Raw genomic sequence first — 16,029 nt, 5'->3', positions numbered from 1 at the left:
TTCATGCGCGTGGCCATGGGCCTGGCCCTCAATGAAATCGACCGCGAAGCCCGCGCCATCGAGTTCTACGAGCTGCTGTCCTCCTTCGACTTCATGTCGTCCACCCCGACGCTGTTCAACGCCGGCACCCGCCGCTCGCAGCTGTCGTCGTGCTACCTGACCACCGTCCCCGACGACCTCGACGGCATCTACGAAGCCATCAAGGAAAACGCCCTGCTCTCCAAGTTCGCGGGCGGCCTGGGCAACGACTGGACCCCGGTGCGCGCCCTGGGCTCGCACATCAAGGGCACCAACGGCAAGTCGCAAGGCGTGGTCCCCTTCCTGAAGGTGGTCAACGACACAGCCGTGGCCGTGAACCAGGGCGGCAAGCGCAAGGGCGCCGTCTGCGCCTACCTGGAATCGTGGCACCTGGACGTCGAGGAGTTCCTGGAGCTGCGCAAGAACACCGGTGACGACCGCCGTCGCACCCACGACATGAACACGGCCAACTGGATCCCCGACCTGTTCATGAAGCGCGTGATGGAAGGCGGCGAGTGGACCCTGTTCTCGCCCTCGTCCTGCCCCGACCTGCACGACAAGTTCGGCCTTGCCTTCGAGGAGGCGTACACCGCCTACGAAGCCCGCGCCGACCGTGGCGAGATCAAGCCCTTCAAGCGCGTGAAAGCCACCGACCTGTGGCGTCGCATGCTGTCGATGCTGTTCGAAACCGGCCACCCCTGGATCACCTTCAAGGACGCCTGCAACGTGCGCTCGCCGCAGCAGCACGTCGGCGTGGTGCACTCGTCCAACCTGTGCACCGAGATCACCCTGAACACCAACGGCGGTGAAATCGCGGTGTGCAACCTGGGCTCGGTCAACCTGGCCCAGCACATCAAGGACGGCGGCATCGACCACGACAAGCTCAAGAAGACCGTGCGCACCGCCATGCGCATGCTCGACAACGTCATCGACATCAACTACTACGCCGTCAAGAAGGCGCGTGACTCGAACCTGCGCCACCGCCCCGTCGGCCTGGGCATCATGGGCTTCCAGGACGCGCTGTACCAACTGCGCACGCCTTACGCCAGCCAAGCCGCCATCGAATTCGCCGACCGCTCGATGGAAGCCGTCTGCTACCAGGCTTACTGGGCCTCGACCGAGCTGGCCGAAGAACGCGGCCGCTACAGCAGCTACCGTGGTTCGCTGTGGGACCGCGGCATCCTGCCGATCGACTCGCTCAAGCTGCTGCTGGAGCAACGCGGTGGCTACGTCGATGTCGACAGCACCACCACGCTGGACTGGGACGCGCTGCGCGGCCGCATCGCCCAGCACGGCATGCGCAACTCCAACTGCGTGGCCATCGCCCCGACCGCGACCATCTCCAACATCATCGGTGTGGACGCGTCCATCGAGCCCTGCTTCGGCAACCTCTCGGTGAAGTCCAACCTGTCCGGCGAGTTCACCGTCATCAACGAGTACCTCGTGCGTGACCTGAAAAAGCTGGGCCTGTGGGACGACGTCATGGTCATGGACCTCAAGCACTTCGACGGCTCGCTGCGCCGCATCGACCGCGTGCCCGAAGACCTCAAGGCCCTGTACGCCACGGCCTTCGAAGTCGAGCCCGTGTGGCTGGTCGAAGCCGCCTCGCGTCGCCAGAAGTGGATCGACCAGGCCCAGTCGCTCAACATCTACATGGCAGGCGCATCGGGCAAGAAGCTCGATGAAACCTACAAGCTGGCATGGGTGCGCGGCCTCAAGACCACGTACTACCTGCGCACCGTGGGGGCCACGCACGCAGAGAAGTCGACGGTCTCGCGCGGTCAGCTCAATGCTGTGTCGAGCAACGCTGGTGGCGGTTTGAATGCAGCACCCGAAGTGGCAGCGCCCGTGCAAGCAAGCGCCGCACAAGAAGACATGACGCCTGCCACCGACATCAAGTTCTGCTCGATCGACAACCCCGACTGCGAAGCTTGTCAGTGATGCAGTCATGAAAGAGGCATGGGGCCGCAAAGCCCCATGTCATCGGCCCTTCAAGGCGATGACATGCGGGAAGCCCCTTGCCTCCGACATCGCGCCACGGCCCTCATTCGATGCGATCCCGCAACAAACATGAGGTCACTTGGCTCGTCGATGTCAAGAAGTGCTTGGTGTTTTTCACAACACCCTTCCATAATCCGATCCCATAGGAAGTCAACCATGCTGGTCTGGGAAGACGATTCGTCCAACTCCTCATCCAAGTCTCCTGCTTCCGTGTCGAACGCCTCCGGCGCAACACGGGACACGGCCTCGTCGCCTCTCGCTTCGTCGATGAACAACGCGACCCAGGCCACCAGCGCATCCACCCGTCGCGTCAACGTTGCCGACAAGCGCATCATCAACGGCCAGACCGACGTCAACCAGTTGGTGCCGTTCAAGTACAAGTGGGCTTGGGAAAAGTACCTCGCCACCTGCGCCAACCACTGGATGCCGCAAGAGGTCAACATGTCGCGAGACATCGCGCTGTGGAAAGACCCGAACGGCCTGAGCGAAGACGAGCGCCGCATCATCAAGCGCAACCTCGGCTTCTTCGTCACCGCCGACTCGCTGGCCGCCAACAACATCGTGCTGGGCACCTACCGCCACATCACGGCGCCCGAGTGCCGCCAGTTCCTGTTGCGCCAGGCTTTTGAAGAAGCCATCCACACCCACGCTTACCAATACATCGTTGAAAGCCTGGGCCTGGATGAGTCCGAGATCTTCAACGCCTACAACGAAGTCCAATCCATCCGCGACAAGGACGAGTTCCTGATCCCCTTCATCGAAGCGATCATGAACCCCGACTTCAAGACCGGCACGACCGAAAACGACCAGACGCTGCTGAAGTCGCTGATCGTCTTCGCCTGCCTGATGGAAGGCCTGTTCTTCTACGTCGGCTTCACGCAGATCCTGGCCCTGGGCCGCCAGAACAAGATGACGGGAGCTGCCGAGCAGTACCAGTACATCCTGCGCGACGAGTCGATGCACTGCAACTTCGGCATCGACCTCATCAACCAGCTCAAACTTGAAAACCCGCACCTCTGGACCGCGCAATTCAAGGCCGAAATCAAGGCGCTGTTCATCAAAGCAGTCGAACTCGAATACCGATACGCTGAAGACACCATGCCCCGTGGTGTGCTGGGACTCAACGCATCGATGTTCAAGGGCTACCTGCGCTACATCGCCAACCGCCGTGCCACCCAGATCGGGCTGGAGGAACTCTTCCCCAATGAAGAGAACCCCTTCCCCTGGATGAGCGAAATGATCGACCTGAAGAAGGAACGCAACTTCTTCGAAACCCGAGTCATCGAATACCAGTCGGGCGGAGCCCTGTCCTGGGACTGATCCGCGATCTGCCGCAAAGAGCAGACGCAAGTCCCGAGGGCGCCGACCTGGCGTACCCCGTTCATCACACCGCGTCCAGATCCTAGGGGGCGTCGGGTGATGGATGCCTGAGTCGCACTCCTGCGGCTCAGCGCTCTTTGCAACTTGATCAAGGAGATACGTATGGCAACTGCGAAAAAAGTGGCAACCAAGAAGGCTGCTGCACCCAAGAAGGCCGCTGTGAAGAAGGCCCCCGCCAAGAAGGCTGCTGTCAAGAAGCCTGCCGCCAAGAAGGTTGCAGTGAAGAAGGCCGCGCCCGCCAAGAAGGTCGCGGTCAAGAAGGCTGCCGTGAAGAAGGCCGCAGTCAAGAAGGCTGCAGTCAAGAAGCCCGCAGCCAAGAAGGTTGCAGTGAAGAAGGCCGCCGCCCCCAAGAAGGCTGCTGCCCCGAAAAAGGCTGCTGCACCCAAGAAGGCCGCAGTGAAGAAGGCCGCTGCCCCCAAGAAGGCTGCTGCCAAGCCCGCCGCGAAGCCGGCCGCCAAGAAGGCTGCTGCGAAGAAGCCTGCTGCCAAGCCTGCCCCTGCGAAAAAGGCTGCTGCAGCCCCTGCTGCCAAGACCACGCTGAGCCCTCAGGCTGCCTGGCCTTTCCCCACCGGCAACAAGCCCTGATGAAGGGTGGCACCCTGAGCGATCGGGGCGCCTTGTCCGATGAGCCCGGCTTCGGCCGGGCTTTTTCTTTGTGCGCGTCCTGGGTGTTGAACCCTGCGCGTCCACGAACATGAGCCAGACCCATCCATGGCCCTGCCTGCGTGTCGAAACATCAGGCAAAGGCAAACAAATCAGCACGCGCGTCATCCTCGACATCAGCGTCTCACCGAATGCACCGCGCACAGAGGTGACAGGCTGGCACGATGGCGCCCTGCGACTGAGGCTGTCGGCCCCGCCTGTGGACGGCGCTGCCAACGACGCCATTCGCAAATGGCTCGCCCAGCAACTCGGCGTCACGCAATCCCAGGTCGAACTGCTGAGGGGGCAGACTTCGCGTCGAAAGCAATGGGCCATCGACATCGACGAAGCCAGCACCTGCCGCTGGCTGGCATCCTTGCCCACATTGCAAAACTGAGCGCCGCATGCCGCAAGCGCTCGGCAGAACCCCTCAATCAGGCGCTACCCCCTCCAAGCCAGCCTCTCCAGAATCAAGCTGTGGCTGCCCAATGGCCACTTCACAGGAGAAGCACCATGTCGAGCGAACACCACTTCGAGCCCAGTCCCGCCCAGGTGGCCGAGATGCAGGATGCGCTCTTCAGCCTGCGTGACGGCCTGATGCGCCTGAAGATGTCCCTGCTCGAGCTCGCCGAGATGACCGACGAAGGCGGTCAGCGCGCCGCTGCAGCCGAAACGCAAGCCCTGCTCCAGCGCCTGCGCGCCTGATCAACGCCGAACGCGGCGCCAACCACTTCAGTCCTGCCGCGCACCGACGCACCGACGCACCGACGCACCGAACTGAGCCCCTCACATGAACGCGCCTTCAGGGGCGCGTTCTGCCTCGTGAAATCCCGCGGATGCCTTAAGCTACGCGGTTTGACGAAAGACACTCGCTTTTCGCGAGCCTGCCATGGCCCAGTACGTTTTCACCATGAACCGCGTCGGGAAGATCGTTCCCCCGAAGCGGCAGATCCTCAAAGACATCACCCTGAGCTTCTTCCCCGGCGCCAAGATCGGCGTCCTGGGTGTGAACGGCTCGGGCAAGTCCACCTTCCTGAAAATCATGGCGGGCGTGGACAAGGACATCGAGGGCGAAGCCGTCCCGATGCCCGGCATCAAGATCGGCTACCTGCCGCAAGAGCCGCAGATGAACCCCGAGCAAACGGTTCGTGAAGCCGTTGAAGAGGGCATCGGCGGCGTGCTGGCCGCCAAGAAGCGCCTCGACGAGGTGTACGCGGCCTACGCCGAAGAAAACGCCGACTTCGATGCCCTGGCCGCCGAGCAAGGCGAGCTCGAAGCCATCATCGCCGCAGGCGGCTCCGAGAACACCGACCTGCAGCTGGAGCTGGCTGCGGACGCCCTGCGCCTGCCCGCCTGGGACGCCATCATCGGCAACCTCTCCGGCGGTGAAAAGCGCCGCGTGGCGCTGTGCCGCCTGCTGCTGTCCAAGCCCGACATGCTGCTGCTCGACGAGCCCACCAACCACTTGGACGCCGAGTCCGTGGACTGGCTGGAGCAGTTCCTCAGCCGCTTCTCCGGCACCGTGGTGGCCATCACCCACGATCGCTACTTCCTGGACAACGCCGCCGAGTGGATCCTCGAACTCGACCGCGGCGCCGGCCACCCCTACAAGGGCAACTACTCCGACTGGCTCGACGCCAAGGGCAAGCGCCTGGAGCAGGAACAAAAGACCGAAGACGCCCGCGCCAAGGCCTTGAAGGTCGAGCTGGAGTGGGTGCGCAAGAACGCCAAGGGCCGCCAGGCCAAGAGCAAGGCCCGCCTGGCCCGCTTCGAAGAGCTGAGCGACGTCGAATACCAAAAGCGCAACGAGACGAACGAAATCTTCATCCCCGTGGCCGAGCGCCTGGGCAACGAAGTCATCGAGTTCAAGAACGTCACCAAGTCCTTTGGCGACCGCATGCTGATCGACAACCTGTCGTTCAAGGTGCCCGCTGGCGCCATCGTCGGCATCATCGGCCCCAACGGGGCCGGCAAGTCGACGCTGTTTCGCATGATCCAGGGTGTCGAGCAACCCGACAGCGGCGAAGTCGCCATCGGCAAGACCGCGCAACTGGCCTTCGTCGACCAGAGCCGCGAAGGCCTGGCCGCCGACAAGACCGTGTGGCAGGACGTCTCCGGCGGGCTGGACAACATCATCGTCGGCAAGTTCGTGATGCCCTCGCGCGCCTACATCGGTCGCTTCAACTTCAAGGGCAACGACCAGCAAAAGCTCGTGGGCAACCTCTCCGGCGGTGAGCGCGGTCGCCTGCACCTGGCCAAGACCCTGGCCCAAGGCGGCAACGTGCTGATGCTCGACGAGCCCTCCAACGACCTGGACGTCGAAACCCTGCGCGCGCTCGAAGACGCCCTGCTCGAGTTTGCCGGCAGCGCCATGATCATCTCCCACGACCGCTGGTTCCTCGACCGCATCTGCACGCACATCCTGGCGTGCGAAGGCGACTCGCAGTGGTTCTTCTTCGACGGCAACTACCAGGAGTACGAAGCCGACAAGAAGAAGCGCCTGGGTGAAGAAGGCGCGCGCCCCAAGCGCGTTCGTTTCAAGCCCATCCGCTGACACGCCACGCGAAGGCCGCAGCCCCGCACAAGCCCGCGCTCGGCGCGGGCTTTTTTGTGCCTGTGTGAAACGAAGGGGGGGCACACCATGAGGGGGATCGGGGGCTTTCCCTGATGAGACAAAGCCGGCTGCACGGAGATGCACAGATAGAATTTCGAGGACTTTTTTGGCACCTGCCGCCAACCCGCGAGATCACGGAAATGCGCCTGCGCACCACCCTCGAACGCGGGCAGCCAACACGACGAATCTTGCTGGAGACCCCTGATGACCGCACGGATCACACGCCTGCTGACCACCACCGCCTTGGCCATCTCGGCCCTCACCATGGGCGGTTGTGCCCTGATCGAATCGAATGTCAGCAGCACCACGCTGTCCATCATCGAAGACGGCTTCACGCCGCCGACGCTGAAAATGGGCGACGTTGAAATGGCCTGCAACTTCTCGGTGGTCAACACCCCGCTGGTGGGTGCCGCACGCAATTTCTACGGCGACCCCTCCCTGATCGAAACGGTGATGCTGTCTTCGGCCGGCGTTTGCTCCGAGAACCAGGCCATGACCGACGAGATGCGCTACCTGCGCGCCTCTCGTGACAAGCGCGCCGACGAGGCCCTGGACGCCCGCATCGCCCAGAAGCGTCACCTGACGACCGCAGCTCACCGCCAGTACGCCGCCTTCACCCGCATGCGCGACAAGCTGGAGCAGAAGTACTTCTTCAAGTACGGCAGCAACTGCCCTGCTTTCAAGCGCGACTTCGATGAACTGGTGTACCTGCTGGGCTCGGTCGCTGGCCTGCAGGCCATGCAGAACGACATCGCCGCGCAGCAAGCCGTTGGCGTGCCCACCGACACCGCGCCCATCGTCGAGCGCGCCCTGGGCTGCCTGGACAACAACAAGTGGTGGGGTGCCCCTCAAGCCGCCCGCGCCACGGTCTGGAGCATCATCCCCGGTGGCGGCGAAGGCAAGGACATCAAGGGCACCTTTGAAGCCAGCATGAAGCTGGGCGAAGCCAAGGGTGTGCGCCTGGCTCACGTGATGGCCGCCGTCGCCGCCCAATCGACCGATGACAACGCCCGCCTGCGTGAACTCATCAAGCGTTTCTCGTCGGCTCCGGGCTTCACCCCGAACAAGGACTACCGCCTGATCGACGCCATCGCCGAATCCCAGATCCAGAACATCTCGGACCGCATGTGGACGCAAAACGCCGGCACCCGCACGCCCATCGCATCGCTGGGCAAGTTCTGGGACGACAAGGCCGGCGGCGACATCGACGCCGACAGCTTCCTGAAGTGATCTGACAGGCTGACGCCTCAGATGCGGGTAATCCCTTCCCTCGCTCAGGCGGGGAAGGGTTTACCTCGGGAAACGATCTGCCCGATATAGTTACAAAACAAGATGTCAGATCGCGACAGCGGTCATGACACCGCCTGATGCGCAGGCACACAGCCGAGGGCCCTCAGAGATGAGGCCCTCTGTTTTTTGCACCGAGGAGACTTCATGAAATTGGTCAATACGACGAGCAAGATGGGCATGGCTGCGCTGATGGCGTGCGCCATGGCTGCCCCGGCCCAGGCGGGTCAGAAAATTTGTGTTTACGACCTGCTGGGCACCTCTGGCGACCTGTTCAACATGGCCAAGGATTACGCCGTGGCCATGCAAAAGCACGGCGCGGCCCTCGAGCTCAAGGGCTACACCGACGAGCGCGTGGCCTCCGAGGACTACCGCACCGGTCAGTGCGATGCATTCATCGCCACCGCCTTCCGCACACGCCAGTTCAACGCCGTGGCCGGCGCGGTCGACACCCTGGGCGCCACCACCATCGTTCGCGACGGCAAGATCAACATCGCCGACAGCTACGAAGTCGTGCGCAAGGTCATCCAGACTTACAGCGCGCCGCAAGCCAGCAAGCTGATGGTTGAAGGCATCCACGAAGTCGGCGGCATCCTGCCCCTGGGCGCGGCCTACCCGGTGGTCAACGATCGCAAGATCAACACCGTCGAAGCCCTGGCCGGCAAGCGCATCGCCTCGTTCGACTACGACAAGGCCCAGGCCGTGATGATCCAGCGCATCGGCGCACAGCCGGTGTCGGCCGACATCACCAACTTCTCGACCAAGTTCAACAACGGCTCGGTGGACATGATTGCCGCACCGACGCTGGCGTACAAGCCGCTGGAGCTGCACAAAGGCATCGGCAAGAACGGCGCCATCGCCCGCTTCCCGATCCTGATCCTGTCCTACCAGGTCATCCTCAACAAGACCAAGTTCCCTGAAGGCTTTGGTCTGCATTCGCGTCAGTACTGGCTGGGTCAGTTCGACCGCGCGCTGCAACTCATCAAGCAGGCCGATGCCGGCATCCCGCCCGGCACCTGGATGGACCTCACCCCCGAGAACTCCTACAAGTACACGCTGATGCTGCGTGAGTCCCGCATCGACATCGCCGAAAAGGGCCTGTACGACAAGCGGGGCCTGAAGGTGATCAAGAAGATCCGCTGCAACGTGAACCCGGGAGACCCGGAGTGCGCCACCAAGTCCGAAGAAGACTGGAAGTGAGCAATTGACCCACAGGGGCCCCGTGCTTTGGCACCGGGCCCCTGACGCCATCCTGCACCCTGACCGAGGGCGCCAAGCCCGACGCCCTCACCGCTGCGTCACCCGCAGCCTGCACCTGCTCCCCATGAACACTCCTGCCTCTCGTTCTCTCCTGGGCCGCAGCCCCATGGAGTGGCTCTCCAGCCTGCCTGTCTTCATCCTGCTGCTCCTGACCCTGATCATCGGCACCGGTGAAATGGTGCACGGCCAGTTGCTGCGCCTGGGTGAATCCATGTTCGGCGACCCATCGGCCCAGGTCCAGTACTTCATGCTGCGCGCCGAGCCCACCAAGCCCGAGTGCGACGCCAACGTCGACATCGACGCCGAGTTGGCTCGCCAGTCCGCCGCCCCGACGGGTGGTGGTGACGACATCGACGACCTGTTCGGTGACAAGCCCGCGGCCGACCCGGCCATGATGCGCAAGTCCATCGAGCAGGCGCGCGAGATCTGCCGCCTCAAGCACGAGCTCTACACCAAAGTCGCCGAGCGTCAGACGCCGCAGGTCAAGATCTATCGCACGATCGAAACCAGCTTCTTCGGTCTGTTCCAGATCGGCACCGAGAACCGCCCGCTGATCCTGCTGCTGATGGTGGCCATCTCGGCCATCACCACCACGCTGGGCTTTCACCACATCGGCATCCGCACCGGTCACTACACGCGGGACTACATCGCCCAGACCTGGTCCCAGGTCGCCGCCTGCGGTCTGCTGCTGCTGTCCTGCGTTCGCTACTACCAGATCCTGCAAGCCAGCGGGGGCGCCATCGAGGGCGAGATCCTGCACTTCGTCTGGATCGGGCTGTTCAGCGTCCTGCTGCTGATCAACCTGTGGCGCGTGGTGCGCATGCCCAAGTCGCCCAATGGCGAGGGTGAATGGAGCACGGCGCTGCTGTCGGTGCCCCTGTACGCCAACATGGCCATCATCGCGGGCGTGTACTTCCTGATCGAAGGTCACGAAGCCGGTCTGGCGATCTACATCAGCCAGATGATGGCCCTGCCCAGCATCTTCATGAACCTGGCGCTGTTCATCTGGGCGGGCATGCTGCTCAAGCAAAGCCGCATCGTCGACCTGGTGCTGGACGTCATCCGTCCCTGGAACCTGTCGCCACAGCTGCTGACCTACCTCATCCTGATCGGCGCCTCGTACGGCACGGCCTACACCGGTGCTTCGGGCATCTTCGTGATCGCAGCCGGCGGCGTGATTTACCACGAGATCCGTGCATCCGGCGGCACCAAGCAGTTCGCCCTGGCTGCCACCGCCATGTCGGGCTCGCTGGGCGTGGTGCTGCGCCCTTGCCTGCTCATCGTGCTGATCGCGGCGCTCAACAAGCAGGTGACCACCAACGGCCTGTATCACTGGGGCTTCTACGTCTTCCTGACCACCTCGACGCTGTTCTTCATCGTCTCGCAACTGCTGCGCACCGAGCGCGCCGCCATCGAATCGCCGCGCGTGGCCATCCCGGCCATGTTCGCCAAGATGGTGCCCGTGCTGCCTTACGCGGCCGTCGCTGTGGTCATCGTGTTCATCTACGAGTTCGGTCTGGACACCAAGCTCAACGAGATCACGGCCCCGACCATCGTGCCGGTGATGCTGATGCTGATCCTTGTTTTCGACAAGGTGCTCAACAAGGGCAAGAGCGAGCTCACGCCCGACTACGCCAGCCACCGCCAGGAAGGTGTCGAGAAGTCGGTGCGCTACGCCACCACCGAGACCATCAGCCACGTGGGTGCGCTGCTCAGCTTGATGATGCTCTCGCTGGCCATTGGCGGTGTCATCGAACGCTCTGACGTCATGCACCTGTTCCCGCAGGTCTTCGACAGCCACTGGACGGCGATGGTGTTCCTGGTGCTGGTGATGGTGTTCCTGGGCATGGTGATGGACCCCTTCGGCGCGGCCGTGCTGGTGTCCGGCACGCTGGCACCGGTGGCCTACGCCAATGGCATCGACCCGTTGCACTTCTGGATGATGGTGCTGGTGGCCTTCGAGCTGGGTTACCTGACCCCGCCCGTGGCGCTGAACCAGCTCCTGACCCGCCAGGTCATCGGCGAAGACGAGGTCTCGGGTGCCGATGCCGAAGTGCGTCACCTGGGCTTCTTCCGTCGCTACGAGCGCTGGATCCTGCCGCTCATCGTCATGGCAACGGGCCTGAGCCTGGTCGCCTTCGGCCCGCTGGCGGTGCAAGACTTCCCGGTCCTGGCTCCGCTGGTCGATTGGCTGCCGCACCCACCCCAGTGAGCTCGGCCGTGATGGCCTGAGTCCCCCCCTGAAAGGCCGGCGCTGTCCAACGACACGCCGGCCTTTCTGTTGGCGCCATGCCCACGCGCCCGCCGGTGTTATGGTTTGAAGATGAGCCACCTCAGCCCCGACATCGCGCCATTGAACCCACGTCGCTCCCAGCCCTGGTGGCTGCCCTGCCTGATTGCGCTGCTGGCCCTGAGCGCCTGCGCCACATCGCCTCAGCCTTCGGTCACGGCGACGCCAGCCCCCGCTGCCACAACCGCCACGCCCCCGTCGCCATCGGGCGCGCCTGCAAGCTTCGAATCCCTGACCCGAGGTGCCACGCGCAGCCCTGGGCTGCTGCCCATCTGGCGCAAGCAGGACAAGGTGTGGGTCGAGATCCCGGCCAAGCTGATCGGTCAGCCCTTGTTCCTGTCGCCCAAAATCGCCAGCGGCATTGGCGAAGGTGGCGTGCTCGGCGGCTTGATGCAAAGCCGCTGGGCCCAGGTCGGTCGGCCGCAATGGGTGACGTTTCGACGCGTGCAGCAGCAGGTGCAATTGCTGGCGGTGAACGCCAGCTACACCGCCGCCGCAGGCACGCCACAGGCCCGTGCGGTGGAGGCTGCCTTCTCTCCCAGCCTCATCGTCGCAGCGCCCCTGGCCAGCGCCGCCGACCCGGCCACCGGTGCCTTGCTCGTTGACGCTTCGGCCCTGTGGCTCAACGACTGGCTGGGCATCGGCGCGCACCTGCAGCGCCAGTACCGACAGGGTCACGCGTTCGACGCGCGCCAGTCTCAGGTCGTCCAGGCCCGGCAGGTGGACGGCACAACGGTGTTCGAGGTGCAACAGCATTTCGCCACCGCGTCCATCAACACCTCGCCCGGCTCCGCAGCACCCGGCATGCCGGCGCCCGCCTTGCCCCGCACCCTGCCCGACCCGCGCAGCCTGTTCGTGCAGGTTCACCACAGCCTGAGCGCCCTGCCCGAGCAGCCCATGCGCAAGCGCCCCGCCGACGCGCGCGTGGGCTACTTCTCGACCACCGTGGTGGACTTCACGGACGACCTCTCGCGCACGCCACGCAAGCAGTACATCAGCCGCTGGCGCCTTCAAAAGCAGGACCCAACCGCGGCCCGCTCCAAGCCCGTCCAGCCCATCGTGTTCTGGCTCGATGCCAGCATCCCCGACGCTTACCGCGCCACCATCCGCGATGGCGTGCTGGCTTGGAACCTGGCTTTTGACGCCATTGGTTACAAGGACGCCATCGAAGTGCGCCAGGCCACGCCCGAGCAATCGGCCGACAACCTGGCCACCGGCCGCGCCTCCATCCGCTGGATGACCAACGCGCAAGCGCAGTTCGGTGCGATCGGCCCCACCCACGTCGACCCACGCAGCGGCGAGATCCTGGATGCCGACATCGCCATCGAAAGCCTGACCGTGCGTGGCATGCGCCAACTGCGCAGTCAGTTCATGACCGACGATGGCGATGACACCTCGGCCTCGCCAGCCAGTGAGCAACACCATGCAGGCGACGCCTGCGAACACGGCTTGCACGCCGCCGAGCAGCTGGGCACCTGGCTGAGCCTGGCCGAGGCCGACCGCCCGGTCGATCCCGACAGCCCCGAGGTGCAGGCATTCGTGCACGCTTACCTCAAGGACGTCGTCATGCACGAGGTGGGCCACGCCTTGGGTCTGCGGCACAACTTCCGGGCCTCGCGCTGGCGCAGCCCCGCCCAACTGCTGGACAAGGCGCTGACCACGCGCGAAGGCAACAGCGCCTCCGTGATGGACTACGCCGCGGTCAACCTGCCTCCACCCGGACAAAGCGGTGGCGCGCCCTTCCAGACCACGCTCGGCCCTTACGATTTCTGGGCCATCGAATACGGCTACGGTGACCTGCCGGAATCAAACGCGGAAGCCGAACGCCAGCTGCGCGACATCGCGCGGCGCAGCGCTGACCCTCAATGGATACGGGCTTTGGCCTACGGCAGCGACGAGGACGAGGCCCTTGGCATCGATCCACAGGCCCTGACGTTCGACCTCGGCGACGACCCTGTGGCCTTCGCGCGCAACCGCTTCGCGCTGGCGCAGGACCTCATCGACCGCACCGAACGACGCACGGCCACGCCCCTGGACGACGTGGACCGGCCACGCCGGGCCTTGGCGCACGCGTTGCGGGAATCGGCGCGGGGCGCACAGGTGCTGATCCGGCAAGTGGGCGGGGTGGTGATCCGCCGCCAGGGGCCCGAGGCCAAGGCCGATGCCATCGACCCATTGCCCGCCGCGCAGCAACGCGAGGCGCTTGCCCTGTTGCTGCAGAGTTGGCTGCGTCCGCAGCCCTTGCGCGTCCCTTCTGCGTTGATGCGCCGCCTGGGCCCGGACACGCTCGACTGGAGCCCCAGCGACTTCGGCTCGATCGGCAAGCCCGATGTGTCCATCGCCGAGCAGCAGCTGCAGGTTCAACGCTCGGTGCTGAACCAGTTGATGGCCGATGGCCTGGCCGAGAGGCTGCTGGACAACCGAGATCGCACGCAGGACCGCGAGGCGCGGCCGCTGCTGCCCGCCGAGCTGTTGCAGCGACTGCAGGAGGGCATCTGGTCGCCGGCTTCGATGGCCAATCCCAACGCAGCGAGCTGGCAACGCAACCTCCAACGCGAGCACACCCTGCGCCTGGCCGCATCGGTGTTGCGCCCGGCCAGCGCACGCGCCGACGTGCGCGCAGCCCAACGCACAGCTGCCCAAAGCCTGCTGAACCTGTTGCAGCAAGCGCCCGGCCCCACCGCAGAAGACCGTGCCCACCGGCAGGGGTGCATGGAGACGCTGCGCGCTGCGCTCTCGGCGCCGTTGGTGAAGCAAGGGCTGTGAGGGCAAAGCAAAGAATTGCCCTGGGGGCCGTGTCCCACTCCAGCAGCGCGACACCCAGCGCCAGACACCCGCCAAGGGGCCCACTGTCTGGGGAAATGCAAGCGGAACCCTTGGGAGCCGCCGCGTTGACATGACAATGGCAGGCTGAGCGCGCGACCATGGACCCCAACGAACTCCCCCACCTTTTCTCTGCCACCGGTCCCCTGGCCCGGGCGTTCGACGGCTACTGCGAACGCCGCGAGCAAATCGAGATGGCCCAAGCCGTGCAGGTCGCCATCCGCGACGCCAGCACCGTCGTGCTCGAAGCCGGCACCGGCGTCGGCAAGACGGCCGCCTACCTCGTGCCGGCCCTGGTCGAAGGCGGCAAGGTCATCGTCTCGACCGGCACCAAGGCCCTGCAGGACCAGCTCTTTCACCGCGACCTGCCCGCCGTGCGCGACGCCCTCGGCATCCCCGTCAAGGTGGCCCTGCTCAAGGGGCGCAGCAACTACCTGTGCTGGCACCACCTCGACCGCAGCAACCAGGACGCCACCTTGCTGGGCAGCAAACAAGAGGTGCGCGACCTCTCGGCCATCAACCGCTTTGCGCCGCTCAGCAGCACGGGCGACAAAGCCGAGTGCACCAGCGTGCCCGAACACGCCCCGATCTGGTCGCGCGTCACGTCCACGCGCGAGAACTGCCTGGGCAGCGACTGCCCCCGCTACGCCGACTGTTTCGTCGTCAAGGCGCGCCGCGAAGCCCAGGACGCCGACGTCGTCGTCGTCAACCACCACCTCTTCTTCGCCGACCTGATGCTGCGCGAAGAAGGCGTGCCCGAGCTGCTGCCCAACGCCCAGACCATCGTCTTCGACGAAGCCCACCAGTTGCCCGACACGGCCACGCTGTTCTTCGGCGAGACGGTGTCCACCGCGCAGGTGCTCGACCTGGTGCGCGACACGCTCGCCATCGGCCAGGCGCAGGCCCGCGACGCGGCCAAGTGGAACGACATCCTCGCACCGGTCGAGCGCGCGGCACGCGACCTGCGCCTGTGCTTCGGGCCGCAGTTGCAACGCCTGTCGCTGCCGCAACTCAGCCCCGACAACCTGCTCATGCCCACGCTGGCCGAGCTGCAGGACAAGCTGCTGGCCCTGCGCGAGGTGCTCGAAGAGGCGGCCCAGCGCGGCCCAGACCTCGCCAACCTGCACCGCCGCTGCAACGACCTGATTCAGCGCCTCAAGGCATGGGGTGCGCCTGAGCGCGCCCACGAGCCTGAGCTGTGCTGGATCGACGTGGCCAGCCATGGCGTGCAACTTCACCGCACACCCATCTCGGTGGCCGATGTGTTCCGCCGCCAGCGCCTCGGGCTCGATGCCTCATCGCCCAACGACGAGGCCGAATTCGTCGACGCGTTCGCCAAGGCCGAGACGACGGCATCAGCGGACGAAGTCAGCGACGACGACAACGAACAGGACCTGCAAGCGCTGATGTCTGGTCGAGCCGATGCCCCAGACACCGAGCAGGAAAAGCCACAAGCGCCCCCCCGCCGCGCCTGGGTTTTCACGTCGGCCACGCTCGCCGTCAAGAACGACTTCCGCCACTTCACCGAAGCGCTGGGCCTGGAAGACGCCGCCTGCGCCTCGTGGGCCAGCCCCTACGACTACCCCTCGCAGGCCATGCTGTACGTGCCCGCCGGCCTGCCGCTGCCCAACGACCCCACGCACACGGATGCCGTGGTGGACGCCGCCCTGCCACTCATCCGCGCCAACCGGGGTCGTGCCTTCGTGTTGTGCAC

Annotated in this window: 11 protein-coding genes; all 11 read left to right on the top strand. The window is 64.8% G+C overall.

The annotated features are described in order from the left end of the window. Positions 1-1,959, top strand: a 1,959-nt coding sequence (locus B2W70_RS14360) for a ribonucleoside-diphosphate reductase subunit alpha (RefSeq protein ID WP_286746692.1), incomplete at its 5' end; no start/stop codon positions are given. 216 nt (positions 1,960-2,175) lie between these two features. Continuing rightward, the gene (locus tag B2W70_RS14355) at positions 2,176-3,339 is read left to right on the top strand and encodes a ribonucleotide-diphosphate reductase subunit beta (protein WP_058089175.1); all 1,164 of its coding nucleotides are present in this window, start codon (positions 2,176-2,178) and stop codon (positions 3,337-3,339) included. A 162-nt stretch (positions 3,340-3,501) separates the two neighbouring features. Next, on the top strand, positions 3,502-3,984 hold the full coding sequence (locus B2W70_RS14350) for a hypothetical protein (RefSeq protein WP_058089176.1): 483 nt from the start codon (positions 3,502-3,504) through the stop codon (positions 3,982-3,984). Between the two features lie 109 nt (positions 3,985-4,093). Further along, complete coding sequence (locus tag B2W70_RS14345; RefSeq protein ID WP_286746689.1) at positions 4,094-4,438, top strand: DUF167 domain-containing protein; 345 nt, start codon at positions 4,094-4,096, stop codon at positions 4,436-4,438. Positions 4,439-4,554: 116 nt separating this feature from the next. After that, complete coding sequence (locus B2W70_RS14340; protein ID WP_286746688.1) at positions 4,555-4,746, top strand: hypothetical protein; 192 nt, start codon at positions 4,555-4,557, stop codon at positions 4,744-4,746. 184 nt (positions 4,747-4,930) lie between these two features. Next, on the top strand, positions 4,931-6,595 hold the full coding sequence (ettA, locus tag B2W70_RS14335; RefSeq protein WP_286746686.1) for an energy-dependent translational throttle protein EttA: 1,665 nt from the start codon (positions 4,931-4,933) through the stop codon (positions 6,593-6,595). Between the two features lie 264 nt (positions 6,596-6,859). Beyond that, positions 6,860-7,885, top strand: a complete 1,026-nt coding sequence (locus B2W70_RS14330; RefSeq protein ID WP_058089179.1) for a hypothetical protein — start codon at positions 6,860-6,862, stop codon at positions 7,883-7,885. Positions 7,886-8,089: 204 nt separating this feature from the next. Then, the gene (locus B2W70_RS14325) at positions 8,090-9,142 is read left to right on the top strand and encodes a putative solute-binding protein (protein WP_137842107.1); all 1,053 of its coding nucleotides are present in this window, start codon (positions 8,090-8,092) and stop codon (positions 9,140-9,142) included. 124 nt (positions 9,143-9,266) lie between these two features. Then, entirely contained in the window at positions 9,267-11,414 is a 2,148-nt protein-coding gene (locus B2W70_RS14320; RefSeq protein WP_286746683.1) for a TRAP transporter large permease subunit, read from the top strand. A gap of 111 nt (positions 11,415-11,525) precedes the next feature. Next, complete coding sequence (locus B2W70_RS14315) at positions 11,526-14,258, top strand: zinc-dependent metalloprotease (RefSeq protein WP_286746681.1); 2,733 nt, start codon at positions 11,526-11,528, stop codon at positions 14,256-14,258. A gap of 158 nt (positions 14,259-14,416) precedes the next feature. Then, positions 14,417-16,029: ATP-dependent DNA helicase (locus B2W70_RS14310; protein WP_286746680.1), on the top strand; the 1,613-nt coding region annotated here is incomplete at its 3' end.

Origin of the sequence: Aquabacterium sp. UBA2148 (assembly GCF_002328915.1) — a bacterium.
Taxonomy (GTDB): domain Bacteria; phylum Pseudomonadota; class Gammaproteobacteria; order Burkholderiales; family Burkholderiaceae_C; genus Aquabacterium; species Aquabacterium parvum.
The sequence above is the reverse complement of the archived record's forward strand: the minus strand, read 5'-3'. Positions and strand labels throughout refer to the sequence as shown.

What these genes read in the sequence shown, in the direction of transcription:
- B2W70_RS14340 (WP_286746688.1), top strand. Translation starts at nt 4,555, where the DNA reads ATGTCGAGCGAACACCACTTCGAGCCCAGTCCCGCCCAGGTGGCCGAG.
- B2W70_RS14345 (WP_286746689.1), top strand. Translation starts at nt 4,094, where the DNA reads ATGAGCCAGACCCATCCATGGCCCTGCCTGCGTGTCGAAACATCAGGC.
- B2W70_RS14350 (WP_058089176.1), top strand. Translation starts at nt 3,502, where the DNA reads ATGGCAACTGCGAAAAAAGTGGCAACCAAGAAGGCTGCTGCACCCAAG.
- B2W70_RS14315 (WP_286746681.1), top strand. Translation starts at nt 11,526, where the DNA reads ATGAGCCACCTCAGCCCCGACATCGCGCCATTGAACCCACGTCGCTCC.
- B2W70_RS14325 (WP_137842107.1), top strand. Translation starts at nt 8,090, where the DNA reads ATGAAATTGGTCAATACGACGAGCAAGATGGGCATGGCTGCGCTGATG.
- B2W70_RS14355 (WP_058089175.1), top strand. Translation starts at nt 2,176, where the DNA reads ATGCTGGTCTGGGAAGACGATTCGTCCAACTCCTCATCCAAGTCTCCT.
- ettA (WP_286746686.1), top strand. Translation starts at nt 4,931, where the DNA reads ATGGCCCAGTACGTTTTCACCATGAACCGCGTCGGGAAGATCGTTCCC.
- B2W70_RS14320 (WP_286746683.1), top strand. Translation starts at nt 9,267, where the DNA reads ATGAACACTCCTGCCTCTCGTTCTCTCCTGGGCCGCAGCCCCATGGAG.
- B2W70_RS14330 (WP_058089179.1), top strand. Translation starts at nt 6,860, where the DNA reads ATGACCGCACGGATCACACGCCTGCTGACCACCACCGCCTTGGCCATC.